Below are 16,735 nucleotides of genomic sequence, written 5' to 3' on the forward strand. Positions count from 1 at the left end.
AGGCAGCTAAGAGGGACTTCGCTGATCACTTCAGCGTTGCATTTTCGCTATTAACGGAGAATTGAGTCGCCAAAAGGGACTAGCTAGAACTCATCATGGCTGCCCTCTGAATGGCTTGCAACGAAGCAGCTTCGCTAATTAACGAAGCTACCTTCGCTGCAGGAGTCAATGTGCGGTTGTTACCGCAGCGGAGCGAAGCAAACTTCGCTATTGGTGAACCAAGGTTCGCGAAGAACGAAAATCACTTCGCTAATTGAACAAAACGGCTTAGAGCATAGGCAAATAGCGAATATGGCTTCGTTAGATAGCGAAGCAGCTTCGCTGGAGGCGCAAAACAGCTTTGCAAAAAAAAGACTAGCCCTTGAGCATCAAATCTGCTCAAAGGCCAGCCTGGTTTACTGTTTAAAACTACTCAACTTTAATGGAATCAAAGAATTTCTCTTGAACAAGCTTAGCTGCAGCATCCAATTGACCTTGCAGGTCAGTGCCTTTTTTGGAGAAGACTTCTTGAATGACGTTAGCCATAGCGCCGTAGTAATCTTGCGTGTTGTACTGCGCTTCTGCTTTACCGTCCAGCAATTTATTCGATTCAGCGTTGTATTTGTATACATTGTCGTATTTGTCGAAGATTGCTTGAAGTTTTTTGCCATATTCCGAATCCGCTGCAAAGTAGTTGATGTGCGGCGGAATAAAGAATTTGCCTTCCGTTTTACGAGTTTGGATATCCTTCTCGATTGCTGCCAAATAGTTGTCTGTGAAATAGTCAAACGTAATGTAGCGGAATGCCATTTCTTGCTCGTCTTTCGTAGCGTTAGGGTTAATGATCAGGTAGTCGCCACCCAGAACGCCAGTGTGCTTGCCGCCTTTTTCAGCTGCAGGCATCGGGTAAGTCAGAACGTCTTCAATTTTCATACCGCCTTGGTTCAAAGCTTGCTCCAGAATGTTCTCAGCACCAGCCATAACCATTGCTGTACGTCCATTTGCAAATGCGCCTAATGCATCGCCCCAGCCCAGTGCCCAGTCTTGCGGAATAACGTTTGCTTCCCATCTCAGCTTGTTGTAGAACTCAAGCGCTTTCAAGCCAGCTTCGGAGTTGAATGCAGATGTTACTTTGCCGTCAACTGTTTGCACATCGCCGCCTGCTTCGAACAAGAAGTTCGTCCAGTTCCAGCCAGCTTCTGTTCCTTTACCCATAGGAGCGATACCAGCGATGCCTTTTTTCGTGTCGGCTACGCCTTTTGCTGTGTTCAGCATATCTTCCCAAGTCCAGTCATAGGAAGGAAGGGCAACGCCTTTTTCATCCAGCATTTTTTTGTTCACAACAGTCGTTACTACGTAGCCTTTTTGCGGTACGCCGTAAATTTTACCGTTGATGTTAAACGTGTTTTGCAATACAGGGTTGATTTGATCTTTGAATTCATAGTTATCATACAGTTCAGTGATGTCAGCCGCCCAGCCTTTTTACAACCAGGAAGCTCGCTTCTGTCGCAAACGTGTTGTAGAACGTTGGCGCTTCATTCGCAGCCATTTTAATTCCGATTTCTTCCGGTTTATAGTGCCAATCGCTCTTCACGATTTCAACATTCGGATAAACGGCGTTAAAACGTGCAATTTTGTCGTCTTCCATCTTGCGGTTTTCCACTTGGTCAGGCAGCGGATAGTAGATACTGATTTTAATTTTTTCTTTGTAATGTCATCTTCCGGTGCCGCCGTTGCGTCTGTCGTAGCTTCCGGTTTTTGCGTTTCCGTGTTCGGTTCTTTTGTCGGTTCGTTGTTGTTTTTGCTTCCGCCGCTGCAAGCCGAAAGCATGGAGATCAAAAGGACAAGACTGATAAAAATGCCTGCGTATTTACGCATGGAAACTCCCCTTTTCGCTTCGAAATGTTGTTGCATATTCATCATAAGGGAGCGCAGCGATACAACACGAGGTGTATTCCTATTCCGATTGTGTGCATCATTACGCTCCGTGAAATTTGTCATTAGCCTTTTACTCCGCCCAAATGCAAGCCTCTCATAATGTACTTTTGGAAGACCAAGAATATGGCGATCGGCGGAAGCATGACGAAGGTCAGAATAGCGAAGCGAATGTTGACATCCATCCTTTGTGCTTCTATGACATACTTGTAAATAGCCGTTGCCAGCGGATAGCGTTGGTTATTGTGCATGACGAGCGATGGCCAGAACCAGTCATTCCATGCCGTCGAAAAGACGAAGATCGCGAGTGTCGAAAAGATCGGAATCGACAATGGTACGGCAATTTGCGTGTACGTTCTCCATTCAGAGGCTCCGTCGATTCTTGCCGCTTCGAACATTTCAAAGTGAAGGTCGTCGAAGAAATTTTTAAGCAGCAGCAGGAAAAATGCATTAGCGCCAGCCGGCAGCCAGAATGCTGCAAACGTATTCAACAGTCCCAAATCCTTCAGGTTCAAAAAGTTCGGAATGATGTACGTTGTTGGAGGAATAAACAGCGTCATCATGAAGAAAAACTGCACCATTTTTTTACGAGGCACATTAAGCTTGGATAAGCTGAATGCAGCAAGTCCCAGCACGCCGATCGTTACAACCATATTGCCCAGGAAGATAAACATCGTATTGCGGAAAAAGAGCGGAAGCTCAATGAAATTCCACGCTTTCTTGTAGTTCTCGAAATGCCATCCATCCTGCGGCAGGAAATGCGGCGGGAAAGAATTGACCTCCACATTTGCCTTCATACCGTTGAACAACGTAGACAAAATCGGATACAACATCGATGCAACCATAGCAATAATAACGAGTATCATGATACCGTAACCGATCTGGTTCGGTCTTCTCTTAAAGTCATGCGGGGACATTATCCCCCTGTCCAATGGCTTCATTGTTAGTTTTCCCCTTTCCGCTGCAGCCTGTATTGCAAAACGCCGATGCCGCCCAATACGAGGAACATGAGTACACCCAGCGCCGATGCAACGCCGTAATCAAGTCTCGTGAACGCATTCTTGACGATATATAGCGAGTACGTAAGCGTCGCTTTATTAGGTCCGCCGTCAAGCATAGCGAGTTGAGATTGATAGCCTTGCGTTGTTGCAATAATTTGCAGAATCAAGAGAAGTCCAACCAATTTGCTGATGGAAGGCAATGTAATGTACCGGATCCGGTTCCAGACGCCGGCGCCGTCAATTTCAGCCGCTTCGTACCAGTCGCGAGGAATACTAAGTACAGCAGCCAAATAAATCAGCATGGCAGAACCGAAGGATTGCCAAGTTTCCATGAAGACAATTGATATCATCGACCAGCTTTTATTGGTCATAAAGGCTATGGGGTCCAGTCCCATTTTTGTGATTAGCCCGTTGATCGGGCCAACAGAATCATAGAACCAGCGCCATAGGCCGTAGAGAACGACAAAGGGAAGAACGTTAGGCAAATAAGCAGCCACCCGTACAAACCCTTGAAACCGGCGCAATTCAGATATTGCAATCGCAAACAATATCGGAACCCAGAAGCCGATAACAAGACATAGCAACATGTAATATAACGTATTTTTCACTGCAATCAATACATCGCTGTCGCCAAAGACGGACTTATAATTGTCGAAGCCGACAAAATTGTCGCCTTTGACAAAATCGATGTGATAGAAGCTGTATACAAATCCTTTTACAATCGGCACCCATAGAAACAGGATGAAGATTGCAATTGCGGGCAATAGAAACAAGAGTCCCCAAAAATATTTCCTTGTCCCGCGGGCCAGCCTGCTCTTCTGCTTAGGTGCGGTATCCGGCGGCCCATACATAGCTGGTGTTGATTGTTCCATTATGTCTCCCTCATTTCTTATCTATCGCTCCATCTCATTGTAGAAAAAAAGACCCCTACTAGATAAGGTGCGTATCTAAGCTAATGATAGGCAATTTTACTTCTTTAGCTCGCTAGGACTAATTCCGAAATATTTTTTGAAAATTTTGCTAAAATGCTCGGGCGATTCGTACCCGACCCGTTCCGATATTTCATAGCGCCGCAAGTCGGTCTGAAGAAGCAGCCGACGGCTCTCTTCCATTCGCAATTTAATAACATACTCCCATAAATTGATGCCGGTTTCCTTTTTGAACAAGTAGCTTAAATAATTCGGGCTTACGTGATTGTTATGCGCGACCTCATGCAAGGTCAGCCCCTTTTGCGCATAACGTTCGTGAATGTACGTCTTCGCTTTGTCTACGATCATGCTGGTCTGTGCGCTCAGCTCTTCTTCGGATGGCTGCTTCGGATAGAGACTCCAATTGAAATCACCGTAATAAAAGACGAAATGATCCGGATGCTGCCCGCTGAGCTGCAGCGCTTTGTTCGATTGCTCATTTAATACATTGAGATACTCGATCCCTTTCATAATCTGACTGATTCCGACCATGCTCGATATGCCTAAAAACTTATGAATGTTGAAATTAAGACTGCGGCCGATCATATCAAGCTCATTGACACGATCAGCTCCCGCTTCCTCATACTGCTCCTCGTTCCATTGCAAAATAACGCCGATTTCTTGATCGGAGCAATAGAAGGCGGTATGGCTTCTCTGCTCGTTGAGCAGCTCGTTCGTTATGTTAAGTGCGGCATATTGCAGCAGCTTGCTGTCACCACTAACAAGCTTTCGTTTGCTGTCGTCTGGCCCGCCTTTCCAGTTTAATCGAATACGCAGCATCGAGAAATACGGGCCGGCCAGCCGAATCCCGTGCTTCGCTTCCAGCTTCCCCGTAAGCTCGATTGCACCTCGCGGATCAGCTACGAGACGGTTTAGCCAATCCACGCTTTGCGGGAGCGGTTCTGCCATATGAAAATGCTCCCGCAAGCCCGCGATGAGCTCATCTTGCCCCGCCGGCTCCGGCTTGCGCATTTTGAGCAGCACATTCCTTACCGTATCCAGAAATTGATCGCCATTCAACGGCTTGATCAAATAATCCTTCGCCCCGAGCCGCAGCGCCATTTGCGCATACTGGAATGTCTCGTGAGCGGATATGATAATGGTCTCTATCCAAGGCTTAATCATTTTCGCCTGCTGCATCAATTCAATGCCGTTCATCGTTCCCATTTGTATATCTGTAACTAGCAGGTCAATATCCTCCGCCCGCAAGTAATCCAGTGCCTCGTATCCATTATGCGCCATGTGAATCGTCTGAATATCGATGCCAGAAGCGGCCAGAAGGCTGCAAAGCCCTTTACAGATCAACGGTTCATCATCAACGACCAATATCGTATACATCGCTTCGCTCCCCCATTTCAACAGCAACTGGAAGTATGATCGTCACAATCGTACCGCCGCCGCCGCGTTTACTATAATGAATGCCATACAAGTTGCCGAAATGCAGCCGGAGCCTTTGATGAATATTTCGGATTCCGTAGCCCAGCGGCGACGGATTAGAGGGTTCTTCATTCAGCAGTCCCTCAATTGCTTTGTAATCCACTTCCTTATAGCCGTTATCCTCTACACGAATGAGCAGTTTGTCTTCCTCGTAAGCTGCCGATATGACGATCTCCCCATCCTCGCCCATATGCCGAACGCCATGTAAAATCGCATTTTCGATCAACGGCTGCAAGGTGACCTTCGGAATAAGATGATGCATCATCTCGGCCGGGACGGACCAAATCACTTTGAAGTCATAATCATAACGTTTCAATTGCAGATGGACGTAAGCCGCCGCATGCTCCAGCTCCTCTGCAAGCGTGATAAGCTCTCTCCCGCGGCTTAAGCTGATCTTCATCAGCTTGGACAATTCCTTAATCATCTCAGCGGATTCGGACTTGCCTTCCAGTGAGCTTTTCCAATAAATGCTTTCCAGCGTGTTGTACAGCAAATGCGGATTAATCTGCTGATACAAAATTTGCAGCTGATTTTCCTTCTGCTTAATTTCCATCTTGTAATTGTTATGGATGAGCACATTCAATCTCCGTGCCATATCGTACATCGCGGCTATGAGAACACCAACCTCATCGTTGCGCCCTCCGCCGGGGGTCTCCGGTACACGTCTGCCCGGCTCGTAGCCTCGGACGAAGGAAGCCAGCTTCTGAAGCGGTCTCATGAGCGATCGCCAGAAATAGACGATCAGAATACATCCAAACAGCGCGTATCCGATGGAAATGAATTGAATAACCCGCTTCAGTTCATTCTGCTGCTGCAGCAGTGATTTGACCGGAATTTTATAAATCAGCCGGTGCTGTGATGTCTCATTCTCATGCATTACATAAATGTAATCCCCCGTCATGATGGGACGAGCTTCACCCTTGCCGAGGTAAACGTTTTCAGGGAGCGAAAGCGTCGTTCCCATCATGCCTGGCTCGTTGGAAGCGAGTACCTTGTTACTTGTATCTGTAAAATAGATTTCACTGCCCGGCAGCTCGACCGACTGCAGCGACTCGCCGATTTTTTTCTCCATCTTGGTGGCAATCAGCACTCCGATGACGCCGTGTCCCTCGGATGTCGTATATACCGCGCGGACGTAGGCGAGCGTCTGCTTTTTCAGCAGCATATCATTGCTTTCTGTAATGCGCATAAAGCCCTGCCCTCTTTTCTCAACGGCGGCATCAAACCATACAGGCTTGTTGGCTTTATTAAAGAAATACACACCGCTTGGCGTCACTTGGAGCTTTGGCGCAAAAAAATAGTAATCATTCGGATCGTAAATATAAAGAGAATAATAGACTGCCTCTCCGCCGTTCAAAGGCGTAGAATAGGCGGCAAGCAGCTTATCCATTTTGTCATATTTGCGTACGCGTTGAATGACCGTATCGGATTCTCTAGGAATTAGCTGCTGTGTCGTCGGATTTTGAATAATCGTCGTCGTAATTCGATTAACGGTATCAATATCCCGTTCAATCAGCGTATGATTTTGCTTGTTCAGCTCGACATAGGCATTGGTTACATGGCGCTTCAAAATTTGCTCCGCCTTGTTGTTGCCATACCACTGAAGAAGGAAGGTTGGTATAACCAGGATCAGAAACAGCAGAATCAGCTGCTGCCTCACTTTAATGCTCGTCATCGGATTTCTAAAGCCCGCTCTCATCTAGTGCTGCACCCCCAGCTCTTATCCTTAATATAGCAAAAAAGCGAACATCCAGTATGTTTAATTTTACTTATTTTATAGTTGTTTTTACCGAATTTGCACATCCCGACTTCAATCGACAAATGCAGCAAATTACTCCTTACAAAGTTGTGACTTTGGAATCATATACAATCTTTTCCAGAGAAAGCATAATAATTCTGGCAGTCTGTTTCGATGTCGATAATCGATAAAGAGGAGTGTGAGCCCATGTCCAAACCCATTCTCATTCTGACTGGCGACGGAGCTGAGGTTTTAGAAGTCTACTATCCGTATTATCGTGTGCTGGAGGAAGGTTACGAGGCTGTTATTGCTTCCCCGGAAAAGAAAGTGCTGCATACTGTCGTTCATGATTTCATCGAAGGCTGGGATACCTATACAGAAAAGCCGGCGCATCTGCTTGCTTCTCATATCGGCTTCGCCGACGTGAATCCCGCCGACTACGCAGCGCTAATTATTCCAGGCGGAAGAGCGCCAGAATATATTCGCCAGAACCCGGAGCTGCCGCGCATCGTTCAGCATTTCCTCGACACAGACAAGCCTGTAGGTGCAATTTGCCACGGTGCTCAAGTCTTTCTGGCGCTGCCGGACACTGGCTACTTTAAAGGCCGCACTTTGACAGCCTACAATGCCTGCAAACTTGAGGTTGAACGCTTAGGTGCTACTTATGCTGAGAATACGCTTCATGTAGACGGCAAGCTCGTCAGCGGCCATGCTTGGCCGGACCTGCCCGGCTTCATGCGGGAGTTTCTAAAGCTTGTCCGTCAAGAGAATGCCGGCAAAGAGAGTGATAGCGAAGCGTTATCGCTGTAGCCGTCCCGCAAGCTCTTCCCCGCCGTATTGCATAATAAACGGCAGCCGGGGCGATGAGCATATGCTCAGTTTAAATCGCCTCTAGCTGCCGTTGATAGATTAACAGATGCATGTTTTCTTTTTGCTGCCGATTCTGCCCATCGTTTCAATTTTTTCAATATAGGCTTTCGCCAGCGGCACTTTACAGGCGGTATCGCCAACATCGACATGTACTTTGCCGATCGCTTCTCCGGCCGCCTTTGCTTCCTCCGTCAGTTCCTGTAAATAAGCGCCAACCGAAATGACGAACTGATTCATGGAATAGCGTACGCGATTCCGCTCGCTGTGAATGGTAGTACGCACTCTAGCCAGATAGTTCCGGATTTCTTCTATATTGAGTTCTTCGTCAGGCGTAATCGACACATAATTGGAGTAAGTGCTCCAGCCGCATACCGCGATCAGTTCTTCCTCAGATTCTATCCATTCAACAGCCAACTCATGAGCATATGCGCTTTCCGCCGCTACACCTGCAACTGTATATTCCGCAAGTGCGTGCCAGTACGCCTTTTGAACCCATTTTTGGAGCTCGGCCTTTGTTATCATTTTGGGATTTATGGTCAGTCCCGACAAATACATCGCATCGTAGTTTCCCGATTCATAAAGCTGCAGCGCCAGCTGCTGATCCTTTTTAACCGGTTTGACCAGCTTCTTCATATCACCGATTTTGACGCCGAAGAACGGCTCTTTCGCCCCATGCCGTATATAGGTTTTTTTCGTCTGCTCCGTACCCATTCCGGCCAATGCTTCCATTACTTCTTCGTAAGTCATTAGGTTTCGAGTCCCCCTTCTTAGCCACTGACGAAGCATAGTTCGCTTGTCCTTGTTAGTATATCGGAGAGAGCGCTTTCCCTCAATACAAATGTTCCGGTTAAAGTCGTATGAATGACAAGCGGGATGAAAATAATAAAGCTGCCTCAAACAGGTTCGAAATCAACCTTTCGAGACAGCTTTTATATTAATCCCCGATTGGGAACCAGTTCGGCGTACGCTCGACGGTTCTCCGTATCGGGTCGGGTTTGTTGTAATTGTTGTCCGAGGATGGAGCAGCTTTGGTTGTGCATGCCCCTTTATGTCCGCCATTCGCTTCAAACGGCTTTCCTAGCGTATGGGATTCTTCCTTACCGCCGCCTGCATGGTCAAATAAAAGCTGATAATCTCGATTCATCTGCTGCATCATTTCCTTTTCTTTGGCTTGCTTCAAACTCAAGCATGTTCAATTGCTCTGTCAGTTCCATAAACCAGGTCTCATCCCAGGTCGAAAGTGCAAGATCGATCAGATTACGAACAGAAGCCTCATCCTGTTCAATCTGCTCCGGCAGCTTTTTCAGCCATTTCTCGCGTACAACCGTCGGCTTGCCAATCGAACGCTCATTATCCGATTTCACCACATTGACCTTCACGATTCCTTGCAGTGCGTCTATTTGCTCAACAAATCCAAAAATGAATTCACCGTTAACCGTTCTTCCCTGTACCCAGTCGCTCACTTCGTATTTCATGACAGACACCGCCTTAATCAAGAATAGTCAAACTGTAACTTTATTTAGTACTGTAATAATAAAATACACAGTTGAAGATGTCAAGCGGTTGTTGGGGGAAAATTTAAAGAAGGTAGTCTATTCGGCTAACTTCATAATATCGAGCATGTCGTGGCGGAAAAAGAAAAACCACATAGGAGTGTATACTCACATGTGGTCAAATAACTATAACTATTTATCCTATTGTCCTAATCGATTTTATTAAGTCGTAATCATAAATACTGAGATAATTTTTTGGTGTGATGTATTTCCTTATAGATGCTCTTTTGATTGGATGTACGATTTCCCATTTGTCTACATCAAGATTAGCATACAAAACATTCGTTTCCCTGCTTCTTTCAACATGCTCAACTTCACCAATAAAAAGGAAACTGTTCTCTACCTCAAACCAATTAAAATCAAACTCCCTATTAGATAGGTACTTGTTAGGGTTATTTCGAAATACTTTTACAGCAATGTTTTCTTCCAGATTTGAATTAATATTTGTTTTGGCAATCCATCCTGTATCAAGCACATATTTTGATTCTGTTACGCAAATATAATTTCCGGCTTCTAATTTCAGTTGTGCATCTTCGAGTTTTACTGCAAATTTTATTGGAACAAAGTTAAGCAAAATTGCAATTAGTAATACAGATAACGTTATAGAGAATGCTGCTCTCTTCACTCTGCCAACTTTATCTGACAACATTGACATCACCCTCATCGTGTAAACTTCAACAAAGTACGATTAGCCTAATTGTACGGTGTATACGTGTGACTGGAACATTAATAAACAACAAGAGTCCGCCAACTCTCACAGCCGGCGGACTCTTGTTGTTTATTTGAATTTGTACGTCCAGAACCGCTCGGTTCCGAAGCGTTCGCGCACTTCTCTGCGCTTCCAGCTGTCTGGCCCCTCGAGCTCCTTGATCTGGAACTGCGAACGGTGCGCAAGCACGGAGGCGACCTTTTGCTCCAAAAAGTCGTTGACATCATTATACACATCGGGCTCGCCGATATTCTCGACCGTATTTCTTGAGAAGGCCAAGCATAGTACCGGAGGCCGCTCGTTGACCGGCAGACGGCCAACCGTTCTTACGACAGCAGCACCTGTCGCATCATGATCGGGGTGGACACTGTATCCCGGATAGAATGTAATAATAACATCCGGCGCAACCTCTTTGATCAATCCGTCGATTGTTTCGTCCAGCTTGTCCTGATCTTCGAATTCGATCATTTTATCATGGAAGCCAAGCAGCCTTAAATCTTGGATACCTATGGCAAGACAAGACTCCTCCAGCTCTTTCTGGCGGAATTTCGGCAGCGTCACACGGTTGGCAAAAGGCGGAATTCCCATCGTCCGGCCCATTTCGCCAAGTGTTAAGCAGCCATAGGTGACATGCGAGCCATTCTCGATCGCTTTAGCCAGCGTTCCAGACAGGCCGAAAGCTTCGTCGTCGGGATGCGGTAAAATGACGAGAATGCGTTGATACGGTTGAAAAGTTGCCATCGATATGTGCTCCTCTCTTACCTTGTTTCTCTAAAACGGGCTTGGACTTAGCTGCAAGGCGACTACAAGCTTGCCCTGTCCGTCATGACCAGCCAATATGAGCCGTTCTTCATCCAGCTCGTCCCAATGTGTCAAGCCTTCGGAATAGATCCAGCCGGTCGCGGCTTTAAGCCCTACCCGATACGGGCCTTCTCCAGCGATAGAGCCCGCTGAGTAGTGAATAACAGCATTCGTAATAAAAGTAGCCGCCGGATGTTTCGAGCTGTCATTATGGGCTGCATAAGCGCCCGATGTCATCTCGACATGTACATATAGCGACTGATCCTTCCAGGCATCGATTCGTTGCTGGACTCTCTTCTGATTAATAAGCTGCATGCCGTTGCTCCTTCCAAAGCCAATATGGAATGGCGGCCAATGGCCGCCTCAAATTTAATTCTCCGTAACCAGTTCCACTAATGTGCGGACCATTACGCCGGTAGCGCCTTTAGGCTCCCAGCCTCTGCTGCGGTCCAAGAAGGCAGTTCCTGCGATGTCCAGATGAACCCAAGGCAGCTCCTCGGCAAATGCGCCGACAAACAAGCCACCTGTAATCGTACCCGCATAGCGGCCGCCCGTATTTTTCAAATCGGCTGCATCGCTGTTCAACTGCTTCTTGTACTCCGGATAAGCCGGAAGCTGCCATACCCGCTCGCCGCTTCGCTCCGAAGCCCGCTTCACCTGCTCCATCAGCGCTTCATTGTTCGTCACGGCGCCAGTTGCATCAATGCCAAGCGCAGTCAGCACAGCACCAGTCAGCGTCGCGATATCCACAAGCTTCGTAGCGCCGCGGCGGATTGCCGTCGTCAAGCCATCGCCAAGGACAAGCCGTCCTTCAGCATCCGTATTGACGACTTCAACCGTCAATCCGTTCATCATCTTAATGATATCGCCAGGCTTGAACGCACGATCCGAAGGCATATTTTCTGCTGTAGGCACTACAGCGACGATATTAACGGAAGGCTTCAGCTCGCCGATAACGCGCATCGCGCCTAATACAGCTGCTGCGCCGCCCATATCGGAGATCATCGCCTCCATACCCGCTGCTTTTTTCAGCGAGATGCCGCCTGTATCGAAAGTAATGCCCTTACCGATAAGCCCCCATGTCTCAGCATCATCGTGAGCACCTTTATAATGAAGCACGATCATTCGCGGCGGATAAACGCTGCCTTGACCTACTGCGAGCAACCCGCCCATTCCTTGCTCAAGCGCTGTCCATTCATCAATAATCTCGATATCCAAATCATATTCCCGCGCCAGATCCTCGGCATAGGTGGCCAAGTCCTCGGGACGCAGCCGATTTCCGGCCATATTCGTTAAATCTCGTGCCGCAATGACGCCGTCAGCCACCGTATGCCCAAGTGCGATGCCGTTCGCCCATTGGCGGGCAAAGCTGTCGGGATCGGCAAGCTGCGCCGCTGGAGCAAACGTTAGCTTCGGAAGCGAATACCGCTGCTTCTCGTTACGCAGCTCAGGAAGCCTGTCATGTACCGCCAGCCTTAGCCCTTCCGTTAATGCCTGAGCTGCCGCTCCTGGCGACAGCTTGCCCGCTAGTATGCTCTCCGGCAGCAGCAGCTGCACGGTTTGCGCTTTAAGTTTCATAATTGCTTTAGATGCAACTGCACCAGCCAGCCGCAGCCCGTCTAATCCCGCATCTTCGCCGATGCCGACGAATACGATATGGCTTGCGGAATGGAGTCCCAGTGTAGCGAATGCCTCTGCTTGTTCAAGCTCGCCTCTGAACAGCCCTTTCGTTTGAGCAGCACGCAAGGCGTTGTCGATTTGCGGCTGTACCCATTGCGCCTCCTGCTCCTTCAGCTCAGAAGGACTAATTAGACGAATGACAGCTTCCACTGTTCCGGCTGAAGCCGCAGTCTCATATGTAAATGATGTACTCATCAATAATTCCTCTCTTTCAAAAACAAAATCGGGGTGCATACCCCGATTTTAATCGTTTATTCGGTTAATGGCAAATAGATTGTAAACGATGTTCCGCTTCCTTCCAAGCTATCAACACGTATGGAGCCGCCATGATTGCGGATAATTCGATAACTTACCGACAGGCCAAGACCGGTTCCGGCCTCCTTTGTCGTAAAAAAGGGATCGAATAGACGGGCCAATGTCGCCCTGTCCATTCCTTTGCCATTGTCTCTTAACGTTATCTCGGCATTCTGACCGTCGGAACGGGTAATGATATCAATTCTCCCCCTTCGCTGATCACTGACTTCTTCAATGGCATCCAATGAATTTTTCAAAATATTCAGAATCACTTGCTTAATTTGTTTGACGTCAATCGATACCATTACTTCCGTATCCTCGTCATAGGATTCGACATGGAATTGACAATTGCGCATTAACGCTTCACTTTCTGAAAGCAATACAACTTCATTAATCAGTCGATTGATCGATACTGATTTCTTCATGGGAGCAGAAGGTTTGGATGAGTTTAGAAATTCATAAATGATATCGTTGGCACGATCGATTTCCGCTAAGATAATGCGTGCGTACTCTTCCTTGCCAAGCTGCATTAAGTAGGGACGGAGAAGTTGTATAAAGCCTCGGATGGAGGTTAAAGGGTTCCGTATTTCATGGGCAATGGCTGCGGACATACGTCCCAGCATAGCCAGCTTATCGTTCTGAAGCGCGGTTTGCTCGATTTGTTTGTATTCGGAGACATCCTTGACGTTAATCAAAAAATCGCCTTCCAGCTGATCGCCGTATGTAACAGTGACAAGCAAATGCTTGCCATCCTTGTCCTGAAATTCATAATACCCGCTTCGGCGAAGAAACATTTCCTTATAAAGCCGCACGATCACTTTCTTAGTGGCCGTACTGAGCTGCCTATGTGTCAAAATTTCATTCAAGTTGCAGCCAATTAGCGTCTTGCGCGGTATATCCAGCATCTTAGCCATTTGAACGTTGATAAAAGATAAAATTCCATCGCTGTCAAACAGCGCAATGCCGTTATCCATATGCTGCAGCACATTTTCATATTTATTTTTAACCATTTCGAACGAACGATTAGAATGAAACAGCATCTCGCGCATTTCAGTAAAGCGCTGCTCCGGTGATTTTTCCGGAATGCGGTGCAAACGCAGCGTGACCATGACTTCAATCAGAAAAATAAAGGAACGATTATAAAGCTGGATTGCTTCGTCGGAATCGACATTCGCCACGATGATTAACATGCACTCTTCATGTATCGCGATAACTTCCTCTGGATGCATGCCATGCAAATCAGTACCGAGCTCCGATGCCTTGTAAAGGGACATTTCTTTTCCGCTCTTAACATATTCGGCAAGCGCCGGGAAATAGCGCTTTCGAATCAGCTGCATCATAAACTCCTCCCCGGCAAATCTATAGACATCATTGCAAATATTTATTTAATCATAAATTTTGTTAACAATAGATGTCAACCGGAAACTTTGTCGAAAAATGGTTATGATAGAAATAGATGGGTGACGTTTTTCCCGTGGCTGTACACCTATACTAGACTTAGAGGGTACTAGGAATGTTTCATAATAACGGAAATTTCCCCCTGTGAACCTGATCATTTTCGACTAATTTTATTATCCGACCTGCTCATTATTCTGGTGATGACGGCCTTTCCCCTTATGTTTATGACCGGAATCTTTACCGTTGCCGTTGTGGTTAACATTGTCATTGTTACCGTTGTTCTTGCCGTTTCCCTTGCCTTGTTCCTTGCTCTGATCCCCCTGTTTGCCTTTATCCTTGCCCTTGTCCTTACCGTTGCCGGAATTCCAGTTGTGACCGCCGCCCCTCTGCCCTCGTTCCTCTTTATCCTTTTTTCCGTGATTGTGACCCTCCCAGTCCCGGTGGTTGCCTCCGCTTTTACCTTCGTGCTCCCTGCCGGAACCTCCTCCTTTACGGTTGTCCTTTTGTTCCTTCCAGTCTCCCTTTTTGTCTGGTTCCTTTGGCTTATTCGGCTTATGCGGCGTTTCCGGTTTACGAATAGGATGCTTGCCCGGTGTAGCAGAAGGCTTATTGGGTTTATTGGTAATCGTTGCTGACGCAGGCTTGCCTCCATCGGTTGCAGGCTTGACTATGATTGGTGCCTTGCTTCCCTTATCTTTCTTTGCCTCATTCTCCAGCTTCTCTTTGTCCACAAGTTCTTTCAGCTTCTCTTTGCTCGTATGGTCAGACTGCTCAACGATCGTATTTACACCGCCGATTGGCTCTGTCACTTTATCGATAGACTGCTGTTTCAATGACTCTATTGGTATCGCATAACCTTCTGCCTTTGCCATCAAATAGACGGCCATCTTTCCTGAGGAGATTCCATTCATCGCCGCCTCATCGCGAAGTTCGACCGGAATCGACAGTGCCGTAATCTTTGTTTTCGTGTCGAGCGTTAATTGACTTATCATCCGCTTAATCGCCTGATCGACCTGCAGCGACAAGGCCGCTTCAAACTCGGGTCCAATCTTCGGATTCAGGAGCAAACTCGTAATGACGATATCTTTTTCAGGGCCGCTCAAATAATGGGCTCCCGCTATATTCTTCATAATTGAATCTGCAACCTGTTCAATCGGCTTACCCTTATAAGCTATATTTTTAATCATTTTACTGCCATCTTCATTCAGAGCACGCAGCTCCCACACATTTTTTCTTCGCATCAACACCGATTTCAATACTCGGATTGATATCCATGCTTACATAGGCAACAACGGGATGATTCTCGCTTTGGACGAAAAAGAGGATCGGCAGCATCAGCAGAATAATTGCGGCTGCAGCTCCAGCATACCAGTAGCTGCGCTTCCTTCTCGGCTTAGTAAAAGCAGCGGCAGTGGAAGCCCCCGCCCCTGTATTCGCTTCAAAGAGAATCTCTTCGCCAATCTGGACCTTCTCCTTCAGCGGGATGGATACGAATCTGCCGTCCGCCGTCATTACGACTGCCTGTTTCCCGTTCACTTGCATTACGACACCGCGATTCATCTTCCCGCCTCCTCACTCAAATCTCTCTCTTGTCCTGATATGTTCAAATAATCATATAAATAGGGATACGACCCTTGTAAAAGAAATGAAACTGCAATTATATATTTACGATTGCGCTCGACAGTTTTGCGCGACACGCCGCAAAGCTCTGTCAGTTCTCTGACCGGCAGCTTGCCGCTTGCGCGAAGATGCTCGAATAAATGCGTCTCTCCTGCAAGAGTAGAGGCAATGCCAAGCAGCATTAGCCTGGAATCTGCATGCTTTGGCGAGCTGTCCACCAGCTCCATGAAAGAGATTCCAAAGCTCTCCAGCTCTTTGCTATATTCCTGAATTTCCATCTTCCGTTCATCGGAAGCGAGCTTCATCTCATAGGCTTGCAATGCCTGCCTCGTCTCAATGGGATTATAGGTCTGCTCATCCTCATCCTGCATCTCGAAAGTGCTGTAAGGAAGCGATTGGGTATGCCTTTGCTCCTTGCGCACGAAGTCAATCAGCCGGCGTCGCATAACCGTTTCGGCGAAGCCCAGAAAGGATCTGCCGGATTCCGTTGAGAACTGATTAATGGCTTCATTAAAAGCCATCAAGGCAATGCTGAATTCATCATCCCTTGACGGATCTACGTAGCGTTTACAGAACCGGCTGGTTACTTTGGCGATATACGGTCTGTAGTCCGAAATAAATTGCTCCCGTAAGCTCTCATCGCCTTGCCTAATCTGCGTCACAATGGCTTCAGGAGTTTTATTTTGTTTTGTATCTGTTGGAGAAGCGGTCTTTCCGAAAAACCGTTTGAACAATAAGAGTAGCAAACCGCT

At 47.1% G+C, this 16,735-nt stretch carries 19 protein-coding genes; 1 reads left to right on the plus strand and 18 read right to left on the minus strand.

The genetic code is table 11. From position 1 onward, the window contains the following. Positions 1-408: 408 nt before the first annotated feature. The 7 genes from TY10_RS13080 to TY10_RS13100 all read right to left on the minus strand — a co-directional run bounded on the left by TY10_RS13080 (position 409) and on the right by TY10_RS13100 (position 7,019). Complete coding sequence (locus TY10_RS13080) at positions 409-1,392, minus strand: ABC transporter substrate-binding protein (RefSeq protein ID WP_337588358.1); 984 nt, start codon at positions 1,390-1,392, stop codon at positions 409-411. A 52-nt stretch (positions 1,393-1,444) separates the two neighbouring features. Further along, on the minus strand, positions 1,445-1,573 hold the full coding sequence (locus tag TY10_RS32275) for a hypothetical protein (RefSeq protein ID WP_337588359.1): 129 nt from the start codon (positions 1,571-1,573) through the stop codon (positions 1,445-1,447). Then, complete coding sequence (locus TY10_RS32280) at positions 1,570-1,980, minus strand: hypothetical protein (protein WP_337588360.1); 411 nt, start codon at positions 1,978-1,980, stop codon at positions 1,570-1,572. Before TY10_RS32280 ends, TY10_RS32275 begins: the two co-directional genes overlap by 4 nt. Next, the gene (locus TY10_RS13085; RefSeq protein WP_042164117.1) at positions 1,980-2,855 is read right to left on the minus strand and encodes a carbohydrate ABC transporter permease; all 876 of its coding nucleotides are present in this window, start codon (positions 2,853-2,855) and stop codon (positions 1,980-1,982) included. Before TY10_RS13085 ends, TY10_RS32280 begins: the two co-directional genes overlap by 1 nt. 2 nt (positions 2,856-2,857) lie before the next feature. After that, positions 2,858-3,787, minus strand: coding sequence for a carbohydrate ABC transporter permease (locus TY10_RS13090; RefSeq protein ID WP_081735262.1), 930 nt, complete (start codon positions 3,785-3,787; stop codon positions 2,858-2,860). 96 nt (positions 3,788-3,883) lie between these two features. Continuing rightward, positions 3,884-5,221, minus strand: coding sequence for a response regulator (locus TY10_RS13095; protein WP_042164119.1), 1,338 nt, complete (start codon positions 5,219-5,221; stop codon positions 3,884-3,886). Continuing rightward, on the minus strand, positions 5,199-7,019 hold the full coding sequence (locus tag TY10_RS13100) for a sensor histidine kinase (protein WP_042164121.1): 1,821 nt from the start codon (positions 7,017-7,019) through the stop codon (positions 5,199-5,201). Before TY10_RS13100 ends, TY10_RS13095 begins: the two co-directional genes overlap by 23 nt. 246 nt (positions 7,020-7,265) lie before the next feature. Between TY10_RS13100 and TY10_RS13105 the strand changes: the two genes are divergently transcribed. Further along, positions 7,266-7,868 carry a DJ-1/PfpI family protein gene (locus TY10_RS13105; protein WP_042164123.1) on the plus strand — a complete coding sequence of 201 codons (603 nt, stop codon included), beginning with the start codon at positions 7,266-7,268 and terminating at the stop codon, positions 7,866-7,868. A 99-nt stretch (positions 7,869-7,967) separates the two neighbouring features. Here TY10_RS13105 and TY10_RS13110 read toward each other — a convergent pair whose 3' ends face one another. The 11 genes from TY10_RS13110 to sigI all read right to left on the minus strand — a co-directional run bounded on the left by TY10_RS13110 (position 7,968) and on the right by sigI (position 16,729). Then, positions 7,968-8,675: a DNA alkylation repair protein gene (locus tag TY10_RS13110; protein WP_042164125.1), complete on the minus strand. Its 708-nt coding sequence runs from the start codon at positions 8,673-8,675 to the stop codon at positions 7,968-7,970. A gap of 187 nt (positions 8,676-8,862) precedes the next feature. After that, entirely contained in the window at positions 8,863-9,072 is a 210-nt protein-coding gene (locus tag TY10_RS13115) for a hypothetical protein (protein ID WP_042164127.1), read from the minus strand. Next, positions 9,044-9,403, minus strand: a complete 360-nt coding sequence (locus TY10_RS13120) for a hypothetical protein (RefSeq protein WP_042164129.1) — start codon at positions 9,401-9,403, stop codon at positions 9,044-9,046. The genes TY10_RS13115 and TY10_RS13120 overlap by 29 nt, the downstream gene beginning before the upstream one ends. Positions 9,404-9,617: 214 nt before the next feature. Next, on the minus strand, positions 9,618-10,130 hold the full coding sequence (locus tag TY10_RS13125; RefSeq protein ID WP_042164131.1) for a hypothetical protein: 513 nt from the start codon (positions 10,128-10,130) through the stop codon (positions 9,618-9,620). Positions 10,131-10,259: 129 nt separating this feature from the next. Beyond that, positions 10,260-10,931 (minus strand): bacillithiol biosynthesis deacetylase BshB2, encoded by a 672-nt coding sequence (bshB2, locus tag TY10_RS13130; protein ID WP_042164133.1) that lies wholly within the window; start codon positions 10,929-10,931, stop codon positions 10,260-10,262. A gap of 30 nt (positions 10,932-10,961) precedes the next feature. Beyond that, positions 10,962-11,306, minus strand: coding sequence for a YojF family protein (locus TY10_RS13135; protein WP_042164135.1), 345 nt, complete (start codon positions 11,304-11,306; stop codon positions 10,962-10,964). 54 nt (positions 11,307-11,360) lie between these two features. After that, positions 11,361-12,866 carry a leucyl aminopeptidase gene (locus tag TY10_RS13140; protein WP_042164137.1) on the minus strand — a complete coding sequence of 502 codons (1,506 nt, stop codon included), beginning with the start codon at positions 12,864-12,866 and terminating at the stop codon, positions 11,361-11,363. Positions 12,867-12,922: 56 nt separating this feature from the next. Next, positions 12,923-14,302 (minus strand): ATP-binding protein, encoded by a 1,380-nt coding sequence (locus TY10_RS13145; RefSeq protein WP_042164139.1) that lies wholly within the window; start codon positions 14,300-14,302, stop codon positions 12,923-12,925. Between the two features lie 234 nt (positions 14,303-14,536). Beyond that, a complete protein-coding gene (locus tag TY10_RS13150) occupies positions 14,537-15,550 on the minus strand; it encodes an anti-sigma-I factor RsgI family protein (RefSeq protein ID WP_155985851.1) in 1,014 nt (337 codons plus the stop codon). 13 nt (positions 15,551-15,563) lie between these two features. After that, positions 15,564-15,923: an anti-sigma factor domain-containing protein gene (locus tag TY10_RS13155; protein ID WP_042164144.1), complete on the minus strand. Its 360-nt coding sequence runs from the start codon at positions 15,921-15,923 to the stop codon at positions 15,564-15,566. Next, positions 15,920-16,729, minus strand: a complete 810-nt coding sequence (sigI, locus tag TY10_RS13160; protein ID WP_042164148.1) for an RNA polymerase sigma factor SigI — start codon at positions 16,727-16,729, stop codon at positions 15,920-15,922. Before sigI ends, TY10_RS13155 begins: the two co-directional genes overlap by 4 nt. Positions 16,730-16,735 lie beyond the last annotated feature (6 nt).

The organism is Paenibacillus gorillae, assembly GCF_000513275.1.
GTDB lineage: Bacteria > Bacillota > Bacilli > Paenibacillales > Paenibacillaceae > Pristimantibacillus > Pristimantibacillus gorillae.

What these genes read in the sequence shown, in the direction of transcription:
- TY10_RS13105 (WP_042164123.1), top strand. Translation starts at nt 7,266, where the DNA reads ATGTCCAAACCCATTCTCATTCTGACTGGCGACGGAGCTGAGGTTTTA.
- TY10_RS13140 (WP_042164137.1), bottom strand. Translation starts at nt 12,866, where the DNA reads ATGAGTACATCATTTACATATGAGACTGCGGCTTCAGCCGGAACAGTG.
- TY10_RS13155 (WP_042164144.1), bottom strand. Translation starts at nt 15,923, where the DNA reads ATGAATCGCGGTGTCGTAATGCAAGTGAACGGGAAACAGGCAGTCGTA.
- TY10_RS13120 (WP_042164129.1), bottom strand. Translation starts at nt 9,403, where the DNA reads ATGAAATACGAAGTGAGCGACTGGGTACAGGGAAGAACGGTTAACGGT.
- bshB2 (WP_042164133.1), bottom strand. Translation starts at nt 10,931, where the DNA reads ATGGCAACTTTTCAACCGTATCAACGCATTCTCGTCATTTTACCGCAT.
- TY10_RS32280 (WP_337588360.1), bottom strand. Translation starts at nt 1,980, where the DNA reads ATGACAAATTTCACGGAGCGTAATGATGCACACAATCGGAATAGGAAT.
- TY10_RS13150 (WP_155985851.1), bottom strand. Translation starts at nt 15,550, where the DNA reads ATGATTAAAAATATAGCTTATAAGGGTAAGCCGATTGAACAGGTTGCA.
- TY10_RS13110 (WP_042164125.1), bottom strand. Translation starts at nt 8,675, where the DNA reads ATGACTTACGAAGAAGTAATGGAAGCATTGGCCGGAATGGGTACGGAG.
- TY10_RS13100 (WP_042164121.1), bottom strand. Translation starts at nt 7,019, where the DNA reads ATGAGAGCGGGCTTTAGAAATCCGATGACGAGCATTAAAGTGAGGCAG.
- TY10_RS13145 (WP_042164139.1), bottom strand. Translation starts at nt 14,302, where the DNA reads ATGCAGCTGATTCGAAAGCGCTATTTCCCGGCGCTTGCCGAATATGTT.
- TY10_RS13095 (WP_042164119.1), bottom strand. Translation starts at nt 5,221, where the DNA reads ATGTATACGATATTGGTCGTTGATGATGAACCGTTGATCTGTAAAGGG.
- TY10_RS13125 (WP_042164131.1), bottom strand. Translation starts at nt 10,130, where the DNA reads ATGTTGTCAGATAAAGTTGGCAGAGTGAAGAGAGCAGCATTCTCTATA.
- TY10_RS13085 (WP_042164117.1), bottom strand. Translation starts at nt 2,855, where the DNA reads ATGAAGCCATTGGACAGGGGGATAATGTCCCCGCATGACTTTAAGAGA.
- TY10_RS13135 (WP_042164135.1), bottom strand. Translation starts at nt 11,306, where the DNA reads ATGCAGCTTATTAATCAGAAGAGAGTCCAGCAACGAATCGATGCCTGG.
- TY10_RS13090 (WP_081735262.1), bottom strand. Translation starts at nt 3,787, where the DNA reads ATGGAACAATCAACACCAGCTATGTATGGGCCGCCGGATACCGCACCT.
- TY10_RS13115 (WP_042164127.1), bottom strand. Translation starts at nt 9,072, where the DNA reads ATGAATCGAGATTATCAGCTTTTATTTGACCATGCAGGCGGCGGTAAG.